Here is a 17,246-nt window from a genome sequence, read left to right on the forward strand (position 1 = left end):
AGAGACTGCGTCCGTGATGAGCAGGCTCTACCGGGACGAGGCGATCGTCCTGCGCACCTACAAGCTGGGGGAGGCCGACCGCATCATCGTGCTCCTCACCCGCCACCACGGGCAGGTGCGCGCCGTGGCCAAGGGCGTGCGCCGCACCAGCTCGCGCTTCGGGGCGCGCCTGGAGCCCTTCTCCATGATCGACGTCCAGCTCCACGCCGGACGCAACCTCGACGTCGTCACCCAGGCCGAGATCATCGACCCCTTCGGCCGCGCCATCTGCGCCGACTACGCCATGTTCACCTGCGCCTCGACCATGGTGGAGACCGCCGAGCGCCTCAGCGCCGACGACGGCGACCTGGGCACGGAGGCCAGCCCCCAGCAGTACCTGCTGCTGGCCGGGGCCCTGGCCGCCATGGCGCACCGGCGCCACGCGCCCGGACTCATCCTCGACTCCTACCTGCTGCGGGCCCTGGCCCTGGGGGGCTGGGCGCCGTCGTGCTACGACTGCGCCCTGTGCGGCGCGCCCGGACCGCACCGGGCCTTCCACGTGCAGGTCGGCGGCGCGGTGTGCGAGTCGTGCCGCTCGGCCGGCGCCGTCGAGGTTGAGCCGGCCACGATGGTGCTCCTGGGCGCCCTGCTCTCCGGTGACTGGGCCGTGGCCGACGCCTCCGGCCAGAGGGAGCGTTCGCAGGCCTCCGGGCTCGTCTCGGCCTACACGACCTGGTATCTGGAGCGGCGCCTGCGCTCCCTCGCACTGGTGGAAAGGGCATGACCATGGCAGACGCCACGAAGGACCCGGCCGCGGGCGCGACGCGGGACATGACGATTGATGAGGCCCCGCCCCTGCACCGTCCGGGCCTGACCCCGCCCGCGCTGCCGCCGGCCGCCCTGCCCCGGCACGTGGCCGTCGTCATGGACGGCAACGGGCGCTGGGCCAACGCCCGCGGCCTGCCCCGCACCGAGGGCCACCGGGTGGGGGAGGCCAACCTGCTCGACGTCGTCGCCGGAGCCGTCGAGATCGGCGTGAGCGAGCTGAGCGCCTACGCCTTCTCCACCGAGAACTGGCGGCGCTCGCCCGGCGAGGTCCGCTTCATCATGGGTTTCGCCCGCAAGGTGCTGCGCGCCCAGCGCGACATCCTCCACTCCTGGAACGTCAAAGTGCGCTGGGTCGGGCGCGCCCCGCGCCTGTGGAAGTCCGTGCTGCGTGAGCTGCGCGAGGCCGAACGCCTCACCGCTCACAACACGGGGCTGGTCCTCAACCTGTGCATCAACTACGGCGGGCGCGCCGAGATCGCCGACGCCACCCGCGCCATCGCCGAGGACGTCGCCGCCGGCCGACTCAAGGCCTCCTCCATCAACGAGAAGACCATCCAGCGCTACCTGTACTCGCCCACCATGCGGGACGTGGACCTGTTCATCCGCACCGGGGACGAGCAGCGCACCTCCAACTTCCTCATGTGGTCCTCCTCCTACGCCGAGCTCTACTTCTCACCCCTGGCCTGGCCCGACTTCAACCGCACCGAGCTGTGGAAGGCCTGCGAGGTCTACGCCGGGCGTGAGCGCCGCTACGGCGGGGCCGTGGACAAGGTGCTTCAGGAGCCCGGCGAGGCCGGGGAACCTCAGGACGACGAGGACACCGAGGACACCGAGGACCCGGACGATGGCGAGCAGTAGCCGGCTGCCGTCAGCCTCCGTCAGCCCCGCGGCGCGTCGTGTGAGGACTCCTGGGCCGAGCAGGCGGCGCACAGGCCGAAGAACTCGGCGGTGTGCTCCATCTGGGTGAAGCCCTGCTGGGCCGAGACCCGGCGGATCCACTCCTCGAGCTCGCCGCCGGCGACCTCCACGGTGTGTCCGCAGCGGCGGCACACGATGTGGTGGTGGTGCTCCTGCCTCTCACAGGCCCGGTAGAGGACCTCGCCCTCGGCGCTGCGCACCTGGTCCACCGCACCGCCCTCCGCCAGGGTCTGCAGGTTGCGGTAGACGGTGGCCAGCCCCACCTTGGTGCCCTCGGCCTCCAGGGCCGCGTGGATCTGCTGGGCGGAGCGGAACTCATCGGTGCGCGCCAGGATGTCGGCGACGGCGGCGCGCTGACGAGTGGCGCGGGGACGCTGCGCCGTGCTGCGTGCGCTCATGATCTATCTCCTGAGGTGATGCGGTGCCGTCGGGAGCGGCTGACGAGCTGCCACAGTCCTGACAGGAGGGCGACGATGGCGTACCCCCCTACCAGGAGTACCACGATCATGGCGCCGGGGGAGGCCGCAACCAGGTAGGTGATCGTCAACCCGGACACGCAGGCCACCACCCCCAGTCCCATCGCCAGGTACATGGTGCGCGAGAACGAGTGCGAGACGAGCTGGGCGATGGCCACCGGCACGATCATGACGGCCGAGACCAGCAGGGCGCCCACCACCCGCATGGACACCGAGACCGTCAGGGCCGCCACCACCGCCACCAGGACGTTGAGGGCACTGGTCGGCAGCCCGCAGGCGCGGGCGAACTCCTCGTCGTTGCACAGGGCGAACAGCGGTCCGCGCAGCCCCAGCCCCACCAGGAGCACCAGGGTGGCCAGGGCGATGGTGAACCAGGCGTCGGAGACCGAGACCGTGGAGATCGACCCGAACAGGTAGGAGTTGAGGTTCGTCGTCGTGCCGCCGGCCAGACGGATGAGGATGACCCCGCCGGCGATCCCCCCGTAGAACAGGATCGCCAGGGCCACGTCGCCCCGGGTGCGGCCGTTGGCGCGGATGACCTCGATCGTCACGGCGCCCAGCACGCTGATGACGATCGCCCCGGGCACGGCCCAGGCGTCATGGGGGGTGACGTTGGCGGCGGCCCCGGCCAGCCAGCCCAGGGCGATACCGGTCAGGGCGATGTGCCCGATCCCGTCGCCCAGCAGCGCCAGGCCCCGCTGAACCAGGTAGGTGCCCACCACCGGGGCGGCCAGTCCCACGAGCACCGCGACGATGAAGGCCCGCTGCGTGAGAGGGCTGGCGAGCATGTCGGAGACGAACTCGATCATGGCTGGGTTCTCCTGCCGCTGCGGGGCCGCGTCCCGGACAGCCGGTGGTCGAGGACGGGGGCGTGGTGCGCCGGAGGGCCGCCGGCATCCGGGTGATGGTCGCTGTGGTCGCTGTGGTCGCCGGAGTCACCGTAGTCGCCGGAGTCACCGTAGTCGCCGTCGTCGCTGCGGGCGCCGTGGTGCCGGTGACGACCGGAGGGGCCGCCGGTTACCGTGTCGCGCAGGCGAGAGACCTCTCCGGCCGGCCCGTCGGCGACGAGCCGGCCGTCCTGAAGCAGGATCGCCCGCTGGACGACGTCGGCGAGCTCACCCATCTCATGCAGAACCGTCACCAGGGTCAGCCCCTGCGCGCGCAGCCCCTGGAGGGTCGTGGCCAGGGACTCGCGGCTGGCGCGGTCGATCCCCGCCAGGGGCTCATCGAGGATGAGCAGCTCGGGGGAGCGGACCAGGGCCCGGGCGATGAGGACCCGCTGGGCCTGGCCGCCGGAGAAGACCTGGACGTGGTCGCCGGCCCGGTGGGCCAGGCCGACGGCGTCGAGCGCCGCCATCGCCCGCCTCTTAGCACCTCGGCCCCGGTCCGCCCAGGGGTGGCGTGGCCCCAGGAGCCCGGAGCGCACCACCTCCAGGGCCGTGGCCGGCACGCCGGAGCCCGCACCGATCCGCTGGGGGACGTAGCCGATGCGCTCCCAGGGGACTCTGCGGCGCCTCGTGATGGGGGTGTCCAGTACCTCGATGCTGCCGCCGGCCGGCGGCACCAGTCCCAGGACGGCCTTGACCAGGGTGGACTTGCCCGAGCCGTTGGCGCCCAGCAGCGCCACGGACTCGCCGCCGCCCACCGCCAGGCTCACGTCGTCCAGGATGAGGGATGCGCCCAGGACGACGCTGAGGTCGCGCACCCTGATGGCGAGCGCGGACGACGCCGCCCGGGGTGAGCCGGACGGCGCCGTCGGAGACGATGGTGTCGATGGTGAAGGCGACGGTGATGGTGACGGGGGTAATGAGGTCATACCGGTGTGATCGTGCCGATCTGGTTGGATGTCAGCCGGGCGGCCGTCTGAGGCGGTCGCCCGGCCCCGACTCTACTGGCATGTCAGGGCGGCCCTAAGTCGCTCCAGGTTGGTGGTCATGGCGTCGGTGTAGTCGCCCCGCTCGGGCTTGGACTCCAGGGGGCTGAGGACACTGGTCTCCGCCCCGGTCTCATCGGCGATCGCCTTGGCGGGCGCGTCGGAGACCAGTTCCTCGGTGAAGATCGTCTGGACGCCCGTGTTCTGGACCACCGACTTGATGTTGGCCATCTCAGCGGGACTGGGCTCGGTCTCCGGGTCGATGCCGGAGATGGAGGCCTGGGTCAGCTTGTAACGGTCGGCCAGGTAGCCGAAGGCGGCGTGTGAGGTGATGAAGGTGGTGTGCTGACAGGTGGACAGGCCCGTGCTGTACTGCGAGTCCAGGTTGGTCAGCGCCGTCTTGAGCTTGTCGAGTCCCGCCTTGTAGTCGTTGGCGTTGGCCGGGTCGATCTTGGCGAAGGAGGCCTCCATGGCCTCGGCCACCGCGATCATGCGCTGCGGGTCGAGCCAGAAGTGCGGGTCGAGGTCGCTGCCGTGCTCCTCGCCCTCGGCGTGGCTGTGCTCACCGTCAGCGCTGTGCTCGTCATGGGCCGCCTCGCTGGGCTCCTCGCTCGCGGCGGCCGAGGCGTCGCCTCCGGCGGCCTCGTCGCCGTGCTCGTGCTCCTCCTCAACCCCCTCGTGGTGGACGAGGTTGGCCGGCTTGCTCAGGTCCACCACCGTGGGTCCGGAGCCGACCTCCTTGACGGCCTTGTCCAGCGAGGGCTGGAAGCCGGGGACATAGGCGATGAGATCGGCCTTGCCCAGCTCGGCGGTCTCCTTGCCGGAGAGCTCGAAGTCGTGCGGCTCGACGTTGGACGGGGTCACGGTGGAGACCTTGACCAGCGGGCCGCCGATCGCCTCGGCCAGGTAGGCGATCGGGTAGAAGGACGTCGAGACCGTCAGGGTCTTGCCCGGGGCGATCGTGTGGGCGGAGGAGGCCGACGAGCTCTCGCCTCTCAGAGCGCTGCACGCGCTCATGCCGGCGGCCAGGAACAGGGTGGCTCCGAGCGCCACGATGCGACGGAGATGATGGGAACGAGTCCGTGAAACACTCATGCGAATCATTCTCATACTGCTGACGTGATGCGTCAAACCACGGCGGGCCCATGTGCGCTGCTGGGGGCTGGTTTGCGGGTCCTGCCGCACGACATCACCCGGAGTCCTCGCGGGCCTGCGGTGCGACGGGCCCCTCACCGACACATGACGGCCCTGCGCCTAGACTGTCCCCACTCGTCCCCACCAACCAGGCGGGACCACGACCACTCCTGAAGGAGCACTCCGTTGGCATCCACCCCTTCACGCCTTGACGCCGTCATCAACCTCGCCAAGCGTCGCGGGTTCGTCTTCCCATGCGGCGAGATCTACGGCGGAACCCGCTCGGCCTGGGACTACGGGCCGTTGGGCGTCGAGCTCAAGGAGAACATCAAGCGCCAGTGGTGGCAGTACATGGTCCGCTCGCGCGACGACGTCGTCGGGCTGGACTCCTCGGTCATCCTGCCGCGCGAGGTGTGGGTCGCCTCCGGGCACGTCAATGCCTTCACCGACCCTCTCATCGAGTGTCAGTCCTGCCACAAGCGCCTGCGCGAGGACGAGCTCCAGGAGGCCTACGCCGCCAAGCACGGCATCGAGGATCCCGACTCGGTGAGCCTGGAGCAGATCGCCTGCCCCAGCTGCGGCACCCGCGGCCGCTTCACCGAGCCCAAGGCCTTCTCCGGCCTGCTCAAGACCTACCTGGGTCCGGTCGACGACGAGTCCGGGCTGCACTACCTGCGCCCCGAGACCGCCCAGGGCATCTTCATCAACTTCGCCAACGTCATGAGCGCGGCCCGCAAGAAGCCGCCCTTCGGCATCGGCCAGGTGGGCAAGTCCTTCCGCAACGAGATCACACCGGGCAACTTCATCTTCCGCACCCGCGAGTTCGAGCAGATGGAGATGGAGTTCTTCTGCGAGCCGGGCACGGACGAGGAGTGGCACCAGTACTGGATCGACTACCGCAAGGCCTGGTACATGGACCTGGGGATCAGCGAGGACAACCTGCGCCTCTACGAGCACCCGAAGGAGAAGCTCTCCCACTACTCCAAGCGCACCGTGGACCTGGAGTACCGCTTCGGCTTCGCCGGATCGGAGTGGGGCGAGCTCGAGGGCATCGCCAACCGCACCGACTTCGACCTGTCCACCCACGCCGAGCACTCCGGCAAGGACCTGTCCTACTTCGACCAGACCCGCTCCGAGCGCTGGACCCCCTATGTCATCGAGCCGGCGGCGGGACTGACCCGCTCGCTCATGGCCTTCCTGGTCGAGGCCTACACCGAGGACGAGGCCCCCAACACCAAGGGCGGGGTGGACAAGCGCATCGTGCTGAAGCTCGACCCGCGTATCGCCCCGGTCAAGGCCGCCGTCCTGCCGCTGAGCCGCAAGGAGGAGCTGACCGGCCCGGCCAAGGAGCTGGCCGCCCGCCTGCGCCGCTCCTGGAACGTGGACTACGACGACGCCGGAGCGGTGGGCCGCCGCTACCGCCGCCAGGACGAGGTCGGCACACCCTTCTGCCTCACCTACGACTTCGACTCGCCCGAGGACGGCGCGGTCACCGTGCGCGAGCGCGACACGATGACCCAGGAGCGCATCCCGCTCGAGGGCGTGGAGCGCTACCTGGCTGAGCGCCTCATCGGCTGCTGAGCCCGGATCCCGCCCCGTGTCCCTGGCCCACGCCAGAGGCTCGGGGCGGGCATGATGGGACGGTGAGCGCCAACTCGACCTCCCCGAGCCACGAGCCCCTCCCTGCCGAGGACCTCCCTGAGTCCCCGGCCGAGGAGATCGGTCATCGCAGTAGCCACGGCAGCGACGGCAGCCGCAGTGGCCACAGCCACTTCCACTCCGGTCCCCTCGATCTGGATGCGGGCGAGGCTCGCCGGGTGAGGATCGTGCTCGGCGTCATCGTCGGAGCCCTGGTGCTGGCCACCGTCATCGGGCTGTTCATCCTGTGGCCGGGCAAGAGCTCGCTCATCGGCTCACGATCCTTCACCGCCGAGGGCGGCTCGGTGGGCCGGGCCACCATCACCTCCGTGGACCTGTCGAGCTGCCAGAGCGCCGTGAGCGCCCTGACGGAGGTCAACGGCGTCAAGCAGGAGGACTTCGCCAAGGGGCACGTGTGCGCCCGCATCACCCAGGGCGAGGGCAAGGGCCTGGTCATGCCGGTCCAGCTGGTGGGCGAGCCCCGCAAGCTCGCCCACACCGGGGACCGCCTCGTCGTCCTCTACTCTCCCCAGGCGATCCTGTCCGGCTCCCCCTACTCCTTCATCGACTACCAGCGCCAGCTCCCGGTCGGCGCCCTAACGATCGTCTACCTCGTGCTCGTCGTCGCCGTGGCCGGACGCAAGGGCGTCCTGAGCGTCCTGGGCCTGCTGGTGGCCACCGGCGTGCTCGCCTTCTTCATGATCCCGGCGCTCCTGTCCGGATCCCACCCGCTGGCCGTGACGCTGGTCGGGTCGATGGCGATGATGCTCGCGGCCGTCTACGTCGCCCACGGCATATCCATCCGCACCACGACGGCCCTGCTGGGCACGGTGGCCGGCATCGTGCTCACCGTGTTGCTTGCCCTGTGGGGGACCGACGCCGCCCACCTGACCGGCGACGTCGACGAGACCGCCCGCCTGCTGGCCTCCCGTACGCGCATCGACCTGCAGACGCTGCTGACCTGCGGCATGGTCATCGCCGGGCTCGGTGTCCTCAACGACGTCACCATCACCCAGGCCTCCTCGGTGTGGGAGCTGCACGCCGCCAACCCGCTGCTGTCGCGCACGCGTCTGTTCACCGGTGGGATGAGGATCGGCCGGGACCACATCGCCTCGACCGTCTACACCCTGGCCTTCGCCTACGCCGGTACGGCGCTCCCGCTCATCCTGGCCGCCGCCCTCATGGACCGGGCGGTGCTGGACACCATGCTCTCGGGCGAGATCGCCGAGGAGATCGTGCGCACCCTCATCTCCTCCATCGGCCTGGTCCTGGCGATCCCGGCGACGACGGCGATCGCGGCGGCCCTGTGCCGCGTCACCCCGGTCTTGGACGATTAACTGACGGATAACTGACTGACGAGACTGACCGGAGGACGGCGGCCAGACTCGCTCAGCCGCCGGAGACGTCGGACTCGGCCTGGCTGAGCATCTCGCGGTGGGCCTCGTCCAGGACGGGGGAGTCCAGCCAGCCGTCGGGCAGACGCGGGGTCTTGGGGCTGCCCGCCCGACCCCGGGGGCCCTCAACGATGTCACCGGGGTAGTCGACCACCTCCGGCAGGCGCGAGCGCATCCGCTCCAGGCCGGCGTCGAGCCCCTCCAGGCTCCTGATCCCCATGAGATCGGCGCGCGCGGCGCCACCGACCGGGTAGCCCTTGAGGTACCAGCCCACGTGCTTGCGCAGGTCGCGCACACCCCGATCCTCACCCATCTCCTCGGCCAGCATGCGCCCGTGGCGGCGGATCACCCCGATGACGGCGTCCAGGTCCGGGCGGGTGCGCACCCGGGAGCCGTGCATGGCCGCCACGATGTCGGCGAACAGCCAGGGCCGCCCCTGGCACCCGCGGCCCACGACGACGCCGTCGCAGCCGGTGGCCTCCATCATGCGCACCGCGTCGTCGCCCAGCCAGATGTCCCCGTTGCCGAGCACCGGAAGGTCGGTGGCCTCCTTGAGCCGGGAGATCTCCTCCCACCGGGCCTTGCCCGAGTAGTGCTGGCGCGCGCTGCGGGCGTGCAGAGCCACGGCCGCGATCCCGGCGTTCTCAGCGGCCCGGGCGGCGTCGAGGAAGGTCTCGTGCTCCTCGTCGATGCCCAGGCGCATCTTCATGGTCACGGGGACCTCCCGCACCCGCCCGGTGACGCGGGTCGCCGTCTCACTGGCGCGCACGGCCTCGGTGAGGATGGCCGCCAGCAGGTCCCGCTTCCACGGCAGCGCCGCCCCACCGCCCTTGCGAGTCACCTTGGGCACCGGGCAGCCGAAGTTGAGGTCGATGTGGTCGGCCAGGTCCTCCTCGACCAGGATCCGCACGGCGGCGCCCACCGTGGTCGGGTCGACCCCGTAGAGCTGGATGGAGCGCACCCGCTCGGCGGGGTCGGTGCGCACCATCGCCAGCGTGCGCTCGTTGCGCTCCACCAGCGCCCGGGTCGTGACCATCTCGGTGACGTACAGACCCGCCGGGGCCAGCAGCCCGCCGCCCGGCGTCGTGACCGGGCCGGGGGAGGCGGGGGCCAGGGACTCGGGCAGAGCGGCCTCGGCCGTCTCCCGGCACAGCCTGCGGAAGGAGGCGTTGGTGACCCCGGCCATGGGGGCGAGCTCGACCGGGGTGGCCACCTCCAGCGGGCCGATGCGCAGGGGAGTGGGGAAGCGGCCGGATGCATCGGTGCCGCCGGTGCGGGGGGAGGTCTCGCTCATCGTCACCCTGACATGCTGACACACGGCAGGCGCAGGGACCTCGACCCGCCCGCCGCTGCGACCCCGGAGAGGGCCCGGCACAGATAGCCTGTGAAGTAAATAACACGGTTGGATCGAGATCGGCACGTGACGAATTACTGATGATGAATGCTCTCGCGCGTTACCTTGTGTGCTTGTGCTGATGAACGAAGAGACCGAGCCATCGATATCACGTTCCGTCGTCGTGACCGGAGCCTCCCGAGGGATCGGGGAGGCGGTCGTGAAGGCGTTTCTCGCACAGGGCGACCGGGTGGCGGGCATCTCCCGCTCCGGTGAGGCCCCCGACGGCGCCCTGGCCCTGGCCGCCGACGTCACTGATCCCGACGCCCTGGCCCAGGTGCTGTCCGCCGCCACCGAGGCGCACGGCCCCATCGAGGTCCTCGTGGCCTCGGCCGGCATCAACCGGGAGTCCCTGGCCGCCCGTACCTCCTCCCAGATGTGGGACGAGGTCATCTCCGCGGACCTGACGGGCACCTTCAACACCGTGCGAGCCGTCACCCCCGCCATGATGCGGGCGCGCAGGGGCCGCATCGTCCTGGTCTCCTCGGCCATCGCCGCCCGCGGAGGCGTGGGCCTGTCCGCCTACGGCGCCGCCAAGGGCGGGGTGGAGGGGCTGACCCGCTCCCTGGCCCGAGAGCTCGCGCCGCGAGGCATCACCGTCAATGCCGTCGCTCCCGGCTTCGTGACAACCGCGATGACCGCCTCCCTGCCCGATCACATCCGAACCGCCTACCTCGAGCAGATTCCCCTGGGGCGCTTCGCCGACGTCGCCGACGTCGCCGGTCCCGTCCTGTTCCTGGCCTCTCCTGCGGCCTCCTACGTCACCGGCGCGATCCTCGGCGTCGACGGCGGCATGGGCATGGGACGGTAACAGTCGTGGGACGATGAGAGCATGAACGCTTCCGCCGGTCTGCTGGCCTCGCGCACGGTACTGGTCACCGGTGTCCTGCGGCCCAGCTCGATCGCCAGCGCCATCGCCGAGGTGGCCGTCCGGCAGGGCGCCCGCGTCCTGCTGACCGGCCACCCCCGGACCCTGGCGGTCACCGGCTCGGTGGCCCGCGGCCTCGGCCTGCCCGATCCGGTGACGACCCTGGACGTGGCCGACGCCGACTCCCTGTCCGATCTCGCGCCCGCCCTGAGGGATCTGGGCGTGAGCCGCCTGGACGGCCTGGTCCACTCCATCGCCCGCGCCGACGTCGACCTGCTGGGCACCGTCCTTCCACTTGAGGGAGCCGACACTGCCGGGCGAGCGGAGCGGATGCGAGAGCTTGAGCGGGCCCTCACCGTCTCCGCGGCGTCCCTGCCCGCGCTCGTCGACGCCGCCCGCCCGCTGCTGGGGCCGGGCAGCAGCGTCGTGACCCTGACCTTCGACAGTGCCCGCGTTTGGCCCGGCTACGGCTGGATGGGGCCCCTCAAGGCCGCCCTGGAGGCCTCCGTGCGAGCCCTCGCCGTCGAGCTGGGCCAGCGTGGCGTGCGGGTCAACGCCGTCTCCTCGGGCCCCCTGAGCACCACCGCGGCCAGTGCCATCCCCGACTTCGAGGTGCTCAGCGGGCGCTGGGGCGCCGCCGCCCCGCTGGGCTGGGACACCCAGGACGCCACCGCGGTGGCCCGCAGCACCGTCGCCCTGCTCTCCTCCTGGCTGCCCGCCACCACCGGACAGGTCATCCACGTCGACGGCGGGGCCGGCGTCGTCGGCTGATCGCGCACACCGGCGCAGGGGAACCGCGCCGGAACTGCGTCAGAACCGTATCGGGGGCCGCCGCGGTGCCGTAGGGTAGAGCCGTGACAACGGATCCCATGCGCCGCCTCGTGCTCGTCCGCCACTCCAAGGCCTCGCACGACGCCGTCACCGACCTGGAACGTCCCCTGACCTCCAAGGGCGCCGCTCTCGCCGGTCTGCTGGCCAAGGAGCTGCGCAAGCGCCTGGAGACCACCGACCTGCTCCTGGTCTCCCCGGCCGCCCGCGCCCGCGAGACCGCCCGCCCCCTGCGCGACCGCCTCGAGCCCGCCGACACCCTGGTGCGCGAGGAGATCTACAACCTGGGCCCCAACGGCATCCTGCGGGTCCTGGCCGAGGAGGGCGGCGAGGCGAGCACGGTGGTCGTCGTCGGCCACGAGCCCACGATCTCCGTGCTGGCCCACATCCTCCACGACACCGACGACGACCTGGCCTCCCAGATCTCCTTCGGCGTGCCCACGGCCACCGCCGTCATCATCGACGTCCCCGGCAGCTGGGCGGAGCTGGAGCCCAGGAGCGCCCGCATCCGCGAGATCTTCACCGCCCGCAAGCGCGACTGAGTCCTCGGAGGAGCCCGATCAGACTCCTATTCAGCCTCTGAACGGGCCCCGATCAGCTGCAGGACGGCCCGCAGGTCGCGCACGTGGATGGCGGCGTCGGCCTGCTCGACGACCACCGGCTTGGCGCAGAACGCCACTCCCAGCCCCGCGGTCGCCAGCATCCCCAGGTCGTTGGCCCCGTCCCCGACGGCGATGGTGCGCTCCATGGGCACACCGTCCTGCTCGGCCCAGCGGCGCAGACAGCGCACCTTCTCCTGACGGTCCACGATCCGCCCCAGCACCCGGCCGGTGAGCACGCCGCCACTGACCTCCAGGCGGTTGGCCGCCACGTGGTCGATACCCAGTCGCTCGGCCAGGGGCACCACGACCTCCTCGAAGCCGCCCGAGACGACCCCCACCCGGCAACCGCGCGCGTGCAGCGCCTCGATCAGCCCGGCCGCCCCCGCCGTGGGACGAACCTCGGCGAGCACGTCCGCGAACACGCTCTCGGGGACCCCGGCCAGCGTCGCCACCCGCTCGCGCAGCGAGGCTGCGAAGTCCAGCTCCCCGCGCATCGCCCGGGCCGTGACCTCGGCGACCTGCTCGCGCGTCCCGGCACGCTCGGCGATGAGCTCGATGACCTCCTGCTCGATGAGGGTGGAGTCCACGTCCATGACCAGCAGGCCGGGGCCCTCGGTGACCAGGGGGCCGTCGGTCAGGACACCGCTGACGGAACCGGTGAGGGCGGGGGAGGTACTACTCATGGCGTCATGCTAATCGCCGCGCGCGGCTGCGCCGTCGCCCGGCCGAACCGGACGACGGCGCAGCAGCCGGAGAAGATGAAAGGTGAGTGGTCAGGGCCGCTCGGGTCAGCGGGTGACGAGCTGGCCCTTGGCCACCACCGTGATACCGGACTCGGTCACGGTGAAGCCCCGCTCGCGGTCGTGCTCGGGGTCGATACCCACCATGGCGCCCTCCTCGACCCGGACGTACTTGTCCAGGATCGCGCGGTTGACCACGGTGTTGCGCCCGACCTCCGCACCGTCCATGAGGACGGACTCGCGCACCGAGGACCAGGAGTTGACGCGCACGCCGGGGGACAGGACCGAGGAGATCACCTCACCGCCGGAGACGATGACGCCCGGCGAGACGATCGAGTCGACCGCGTGACCCAGGCGCTCGTGGTGACCGTAGACGAACTTGGCCGGCGGCATCGCCGCCTGGTACCCGGCGAACAACGGCCAGCGGTCGTTGTACAGGTTGAACACGGGGGTGACCGAGATGAGGTCCTGGTGGGCGTCGAAGAAGGCGTCCACGGTACCCACGTCACGCCAGTAGTCGCGATCGCGCTCGGAGGAACCGGGAACGTCATTGTCCTTGAAGTCGTAGACGCCGGCCGCACCCTGGTTCACGAACCAGGGCACGATGCTGCCGCCCATGTCGTGCTTGGAGGACTCGTCGGCGGCGTCCACCGTGACGGCCTCCAGGAGCGCGTCGGCGTTCATGATGTAGTTGCCCATCGAGGCCAGCACCTCGTCGGGGGAGTCCGGCAGGCCGGGGGTCTCCTTGGGCTTCTCGACGAAGGCCTTGATCCTGCCGCGGTCGGCCGGGTCGGTCTCGATGACGCCGAACTGGTCGGCCAGGGACCGGGGCTGGCGGATGCCCGCCACGGTGCAGGGCAGCCCGGAGGCGATGTGGTGGTCCAGCATCTGGGAGAAGTCCATGCGGTAGATGTTGTCCGCACCGGTGATGACCACGTAGTCGGGCCGCTCGTCGTCGAGCAGGTTGAGCGACTGGTAGATCGCGTCGGCGCTCCCCAGGAACCAGTGCTTGCCCACGCGCTGCTGAGCCGGCACCGGGGCGATGTAGTTGCCCAGCATGTCGGACATGCGCCACGTCTTGGAGATGTGGCGGTCCAGCGAGTGGGACTTGTACTGGGTGAGCACCACGACCTTGAGGAAGCCGGAGTTGATCATGTTGGACAGCGAGAAGTCGATGAGCCGGTAGATGCCACCGAAGGGGACGGCGGGCTTCGCGCGGTCGACGGTCAGGGGCATGAGACGCTTGCCCTCGCCACCGGCGAGGACGATTGCGAGAACGCGAGGTTGAGCCATGTGGCCCACCTTACGTTGCCTGAGAGACTTATGGGGCCAAACAGATCACAATTTGAGGCAGTTATGAACCGGTCATGACTCGGCACGGACCTTCGAACTAGATCCGCCTCCCTCCGGGCCGCCCACGGGCCCGCACACGTGAGTCGGTGGAAACCACCGGCGTCGAAAGGTCCCACTCGAAGGCGTGTGCGTATACCGTCGGATGTGGCGCCCGCCCCACCGCGGACGCCCGTCCTGCGCCGAGGAAGGCGCGGTCAGTCCATCCAGCAGACAGAGGAGAGGCACACCCATGAGGGTAGACCTGCTGACCAAGGAGTACCCGCCCTTCATCTACGGCGGCGCCGGAGTCCACGTCAACGAGCTGGCCAAGGTCCTGCGCCCCCTGGCCGACGTCCGCGTCCACGCCTTCGGCGGCCCCCGCGAGCCCGGCACCGAGGGCGCCGACGACGGCGTCACCGGCTACCCCGAGATCGCCGAGCTCGACGGCGCCAACGCCGCCCTGCGCACCTTCGGCGTCGACCTGGAGATGGCCCAGGGCACCGAGGGAACCGACCTCGTCCACTCCCACACCTGGTACGCCAACCTCGCCGGACACCTCTCCGGCCTGCTCCACGGCGTCCCCCACGTCATCAGCGCCCACTCCCTGGAGCCCCTGCGTCCTTGGAAGGCCGAGCAGCTCGGCGGCGGCTACGCCCTGTCCTCCTGGGCGGAGAAGACCGCCTACGAGGCCGCCTCCGGCATCATCGCCGTCTCCAACGGCATGCGCGAGGACATCCTGCGCTCCTACCCGGCCATCGACCCCGAGCGCGTCAAGGTCGTCCACAACGGCATCGACCTTCAGGCCTGGAAGCACCCCCAGGGTGAGGAGGCCGACGCCGCGGCCGCCGCCACCCTGAAGCGGCTCGGTATCGACCCCGACCGCCCCACCGTCGTGTTCGTCGGCCGCATCACCCGCCAGAAGGGCCTGCCCCACCTGCTGCGCGCCTGCGAGCAGCTGCCCGCCGACGTCCAGGTCATCCTGTGCGCCGGCGCTCCCGACACCCCCGAGATCAAGGCCGAGGTCGAGGGCCTCGTGGCCCGCCTGCGCGAGAAGCGCACCGGCGTGGTCTGGATCGAGGAGATGCTGCCGCGCCCCGAGCTCATCGCCGTGCTGGCCGCCTCCGACGTCTTCGTGTGCCCCTCGGTCTACGAGCCCCTGGGTATCGTCAACCTCGAGGCGATGGCCGTGGGCCTGCCGGTCGTCGGCTCGGCCACCGGCGGCATCCCCGACGTCATCGTTGACGGCGAGACCGGGCTCCTGGTCCCCATCGAGCAGGTCCAGGACGGTACCGGCACCCCCATCGACCCGGCTCGCTTCGAGGCCGACCTGGCCGAGCGCCTGACCACCCTGGTCACCGACGCCGAGGCCGCCAAGGCCATGGGTGAGGCCGCCCGACGCCGCGTCGAGGAGCACTTCGCCTGGGAGGCCATCGCCCAGCGCACCATGGACGTCTACAACTGGGTGCTGTCCCAGGGATGATCGCTGAGCCGGCTCAGAACCGGCCCCGGCCGGCTCACAGAAAGCCGGCGGGTGGTGCGGCTCGTTACGACGAGTTACCGGGCCCACCACTCGGTGGCGGCTGCGGCGCCGTGGCGAGCCACCGCCAGCAGCGGACGCAGCACGCTCGAGCGCCGCTGCGCCTGGAGGGCCGTCGTGGCCGCGCCTTCGTCATCCAGGGCCAGCTCGCAGATTCCCGCCAGCCGCAAGGAGCGCTCCAACAGCTCCCGGTTGCGGCTCGGCAGCCAGGGAGGGATGAGGCGCGGGTCCACCACGGCGGTGAGCAGGTCATTGAGGGCGTCGGCCGTCTCCGGGCGCTCGCGGGCCAGGTCGAGCTCGACGAGCGAGTCGATGGCCTCCTCGGTGGCGGCGTGCACCTGTCTACGGGCGTGCGCCGCGTCGAGCGGAGGCAGTGGCCCGCTCACCGGCGCGGCGCGCCAGGTCACGGAGGTGCCGGAGTCCTCGGGCACCAGCAGAACCCGTCCTGGCCCGCCCTCGATGACGACGCCCTCCTCGACGTCGGGCAGGATGCCCCAGGTGCCGGTGGCGCCGGAGGGCGAGGGCAGGACCGCCGTCACCCGGGTGAGTGGGCGGGCACCGGCGAGCCACCGTTCCAGGCCGGTGCGCTCGGGAGCATCACCATCTCCGTTCGAGGCTCCGGTGACGCCGTTGACGACGCTGCCGATGACGTCATGGACGCCGTCGGGTCCCTGGACCAGCGACAGGCCGTGGGAGGAGGGCGTCGGTGCCCACAGTGCCAGCACGATGCTGACGGGCGGGTTGAGGGGATCCATGGGGGTCCACCATAGTGAAGGACCAGACGACCTCGACCGGGATGCTCGACCAGGGCGGGGAGCGCCCCGCATCTGCCCGGTGTGATGTCGGTAGCACGATAGGATCGGCTCATGACCAGTGTCCTGCACCTTGACGACGTCTCGCTGCATCGCGGCAGCCACCAGATCCTCAGCCACGTCAGCTGGACCGTGGAGGAGGGACAGCACTGGGTGCTGCTGGGACCCAACGGTGCGGGCAAGACCACCATCGCCAGGATCGCCTCGGCCCGGCTCTTCCCCTCCTCCGGGACGGTGGACGTCCTCTCCGAGCGGCTCGGGCGCGTGGACGTCTCCGAGCTCCACCCCCGCATCGGTCTGCTGTCCTCGGCCCTGGCCGCCAACGTCCAGGGGGGCGAGAAGGTTCTCGGCGTCGTTCTGTCGGCCTCCTACGGGCGCATCGGGCGCTGGCGCGAGGAGTACGACGACTTCGACGTCGAGCGTGCCCACGCCCTGCTGGGCGCCCTGGGAGCCGGGCACCTGGTCGACCGCCTCTGGGGGACGCTGTCATCCGGGGAGCGCAAGCGCGTCGAGCTGGCCCGCGCCCTCATGCCGGACCCGGAGATGCTCTTCCTCGACGAGCCCGCCTCAGGCCTGGACCTGGCCAGTCGCGAGCAGCTTCTGGCGGCGCTCACGGAGATCATCTCCTCGCCCGACTCGCCCTCCATGGTCCTGGTGACCCACCACCTGGAGGAGATTCCGGAGGGCTTCACCCACGCGCTCACCCTGCGCGAGGGCAGGGTCGTGGGATCCGGCCCGTTGGAGCAGGTCCTCACCGAGGACACGATCAGCACGACCTTCGACATCCCGCTGGAGGTCACCCACGACCGCGGCCGCTACACCGCCAGGGGAAGGCCGGGCGGTCACGGCAGGCGCGTCGCCGAGGCCCGGGGCTGACCGGCTCCGGCTCAGGTG

At 70.9% G+C, this 17,246-nt stretch carries 17 protein-coding genes; 9 read left to right on the plus strand and 8 right to left on the minus strand.

Going from position 1 to position 17,246, the window contains the following annotated elements:
• Positions 1-13 precede the first annotated feature (13 nt).
• The gene (recO, locus tag HCR68_RS02490) at positions 14-763 is read left to right on the plus strand and encodes a DNA repair protein RecO (protein ID WP_126413279.1); all 750 of its coding nucleotides are present in this window, start codon (positions 14-16) and stop codon (positions 761-763) included.
• Between the two features lie 2 nt (positions 764-765).
• Positions 766-1,665 (plus strand): polyprenyl diphosphate synthase, encoded by a 900-nt coding sequence (gene uppS / locus HCR68_RS02495; RefSeq protein ID WP_208320484.1) that lies wholly within the window; start codon positions 766-768, stop codon positions 1,663-1,665.
• A 20-nt stretch (positions 1,666-1,685) separates the two neighbouring features.
• Here the strand turns inward: uppS and HCR68_RS02500 are convergent, their stop codons facing one another.
• From HCR68_RS02500 to HCR68_RS02515, 4 genes are all read right to left on the minus strand, one after another.
• The gene (locus HCR68_RS02500; RefSeq protein WP_167145861.1) at positions 1,686-2,123 is read right to left on the minus strand and encodes a Fur family transcriptional regulator; all 438 of its coding nucleotides are present in this window, start codon (positions 2,121-2,123) and stop codon (positions 1,686-1,688) included.
• On the minus strand, positions 2,120-3,010 hold the full coding sequence (locus tag HCR68_RS02505) for a metal ABC transporter permease (protein WP_167145863.1): 891 nt from the start codon (positions 3,008-3,010) through the stop codon (positions 2,120-2,122). Before HCR68_RS02505 ends, HCR68_RS02500 begins: the two co-directional genes overlap by 4 nt.
• Positions 3,007-4,017: a metal ABC transporter ATP-binding protein gene (locus HCR68_RS02510; protein ID WP_167145865.1), complete on the minus strand. Its 1,011-nt coding sequence runs from the start codon at positions 4,015-4,017 to the stop codon at positions 3,007-3,009. Before HCR68_RS02510 ends, HCR68_RS02505 begins: the two co-directional genes overlap by 4 nt.
• Before the next feature lie 72 nt (positions 4,018-4,089).
• Complete coding sequence (locus HCR68_RS02515; RefSeq protein WP_167145867.1) at positions 4,090-5,169, minus strand: metal ABC transporter substrate-binding protein; 1,080 nt, start codon at positions 5,167-5,169, stop codon at positions 4,090-4,092.
• Positions 5,170-5,394: 225 nt separating this feature from the next.
• Between HCR68_RS02515 and HCR68_RS02520 the strand changes: the two genes are divergently transcribed.
• Together HCR68_RS02520 and HCR68_RS02525 are read left to right on the plus strand one after the other, a co-directional pair.
• Positions 5,395-6,789 (plus strand): glycine--tRNA ligase, encoded by a 1,395-nt coding sequence (locus HCR68_RS02520; RefSeq protein ID WP_167145869.1) that lies wholly within the window; start codon positions 5,395-5,397, stop codon positions 6,787-6,789.
• Between the two features lie 62 nt (positions 6,790-6,851).
• Positions 6,852-8,183, plus strand: coding sequence for a YibE/F family protein (locus tag HCR68_RS02525; protein WP_167145870.1), 1,332 nt, complete (start codon positions 6,852-6,854; stop codon positions 8,181-8,183).
• Positions 8,184-8,235: 52 nt separating this feature from the next.
• Here HCR68_RS02525 and dusB read toward each other — a convergent pair whose 3' ends face one another.
• Positions 8,236-9,534 carry a tRNA dihydrouridine synthase DusB gene (dusB, locus tag HCR68_RS02530; protein WP_167145872.1) on the minus strand — a complete coding sequence of 433 codons (1,299 nt, stop codon included), beginning with the start codon at positions 9,532-9,534 and terminating at the stop codon, positions 8,236-8,238.
• A gap of 181 nt (positions 9,535-9,715) precedes the next feature.
• Here dusB and HCR68_RS02535 point away from each other — a divergent pair, with 181 nt between their 5' ends.
• From HCR68_RS02535 to HCR68_RS02545, 3 genes are all read left to right on the plus strand, one after another.
• Complete coding sequence (locus tag HCR68_RS02535) at positions 9,716-10,444, plus strand: SDR family oxidoreductase (protein ID WP_208320477.1); 729 nt, start codon at positions 9,716-9,718, stop codon at positions 10,442-10,444.
• A gap of 21 nt (positions 10,445-10,465) precedes the next feature.
• A complete protein-coding gene (locus tag HCR68_RS02540; RefSeq protein WP_167145876.1) occupies positions 10,466-11,272 on the plus strand; it encodes an SDR family oxidoreductase in 807 nt (268 codons plus the stop codon).
• 98 nt (positions 11,273-11,370) lie between these two features.
• A complete protein-coding gene (locus tag HCR68_RS02545; RefSeq protein ID WP_167146012.1) occupies positions 11,371-11,871 on the plus strand; it encodes a histidine phosphatase family protein in 501 nt (166 codons plus the stop codon).
• 26 nt (positions 11,872-11,897) lie between these two features.
• Here the strand turns inward: HCR68_RS02545 and serB are convergent, their stop codons facing one another.
• Both serB and glgC read right to left on the minus strand, forming a co-directional pair.
• Positions 11,898-12,614, minus strand: coding sequence for a phosphoserine phosphatase SerB (gene serB / locus HCR68_RS02550; protein ID WP_167145878.1), 717 nt, complete (start codon positions 12,612-12,614; stop codon positions 11,898-11,900).
• A gap of 105 nt (positions 12,615-12,719) precedes the next feature.
• Positions 12,720-13,964 carry a glucose-1-phosphate adenylyltransferase gene (gene glgC / locus HCR68_RS02555; RefSeq protein WP_167145879.1) on the minus strand — a complete coding sequence of 415 codons (1,245 nt, stop codon included), beginning with the start codon at positions 13,962-13,964 and terminating at the stop codon, positions 12,720-12,722.
• 289 nt (positions 13,965-14,253) lie between these two features.
• Between glgC and glgA the strand changes: the two genes are divergently transcribed.
• Positions 14,254-15,483: a glycogen synthase gene (gene glgA, locus HCR68_RS02560; RefSeq protein ID WP_167145882.1), complete on the plus strand. Its 1,230-nt coding sequence runs from the start codon at positions 14,254-14,256 to the stop codon at positions 15,481-15,483.
• A 74-nt stretch (positions 15,484-15,557) separates the two neighbouring features.
• Here the strand turns inward: glgA and HCR68_RS02565 are convergent, their stop codons facing one another.
• A complete protein-coding gene (locus HCR68_RS02565; protein ID WP_167145884.1) occupies positions 15,558-16,295 on the minus strand; it encodes a hypothetical protein in 738 nt (245 codons plus the stop codon).
• Positions 16,296-16,406: 111 nt separating this feature from the next.
• On the opposite strand from HCR68_RS02565, the gene HCR68_RS02570 reads away from it, so the two are divergent.
• Positions 16,407-17,228, plus strand: a complete 822-nt coding sequence (locus HCR68_RS02570; RefSeq protein WP_167145886.1) for an ABC transporter ATP-binding protein — start codon at positions 16,407-16,409, stop codon at positions 17,226-17,228.
• Positions 17,229-17,246: the final 18 nt, after the last annotated feature.

Origin of the sequence: Actinomyces sp. ZJ308 (assembly GCF_011752065.1) — a bacterium.
GTDB lineage: Bacteria > Actinomycetota > Actinomycetes > Actinomycetales > Actinomycetaceae > Actinomyces.

Bases quoted from the DNA above. Each gene is read 5' to 3' on its own strand.
- HCR68_RS02565 (WP_167145884.1), bottom strand. From the start codon at position 16,295: ATGGATCCCCTCAACCCGCCCGTCAGCATCGTGCTGGCACTGTGGGCA.
- HCR68_RS02570 (WP_167145886.1), top strand. From the start codon at position 16,407: ATGACCAGTGTCCTGCACCTTGACGACGTCTCGCTGCATCGCGGCAGC.
- uppS (WP_208320484.1), top strand. From the start codon at position 766: ATGGCAGACGCCACGAAGGACCCGGCCGCGGGCGCGACGCGGGACATG.
- HCR68_RS02505 (WP_167145863.1), bottom strand. From the start codon at position 3,010: ATGATCGAGTTCGTCTCCGACATGCTCGCCAGCCCTCTCACGCAGCGG.
- HCR68_RS02500 (WP_167145861.1), bottom strand. From the start codon at position 2,123: ATGAGCGCACGCAGCACGGCGCAGCGTCCCCGCGCCACTCGTCAGCGC.
- HCR68_RS02515 (WP_167145867.1), bottom strand. From the start codon at position 5,169: ATGAGTGTTTCACGGACTCGTTCCCATCATCTCCGTCGCATCGTGGCG.
- serB (WP_167145878.1), bottom strand. From the start codon at position 12,614: ATGAGTAGTACCTCCCCCGCCCTCACCGGTTCCGTCAGCGGTGTCCTG.
- HCR68_RS02540 (WP_167145876.1), top strand. From the start codon at position 10,466: ATGAACGCTTCCGCCGGTCTGCTGGCCTCGCGCACGGTACTGGTCACC.
- HCR68_RS02545 (WP_167146012.1), top strand. From the start codon at position 11,371: ATGCGCCGCCTCGTGCTCGTCCGCCACTCCAAGGCCTCGCACGACGCC.
- dusB (WP_167145872.1), bottom strand. From the start codon at position 9,534: ATGAGCGAGACCTCCCCCCGCACCGGCGGCACCGATGCATCCGGCCGC.
- glgA (WP_167145882.1), top strand. From the start codon at position 14,254: ATGAGGGTAGACCTGCTGACCAAGGAGTACCCGCCCTTCATCTACGGC.
- HCR68_RS02535 (WP_208320477.1), top strand. From the start codon at position 9,716: ATGAACGAAGAGACCGAGCCATCGATATCACGTTCCGTCGTCGTGACC.
- HCR68_RS02510 (WP_167145865.1), bottom strand. From the start codon at position 4,017: ATGACCTCATTACCCCCGTCACCATCACCGTCGCCTTCACCATCGACA.
- glgC (WP_167145879.1), bottom strand. From the start codon at position 13,964: ATGGCTCAACCTCGCGTTCTCGCAATCGTCCTCGCCGGTGGCGAGGGC.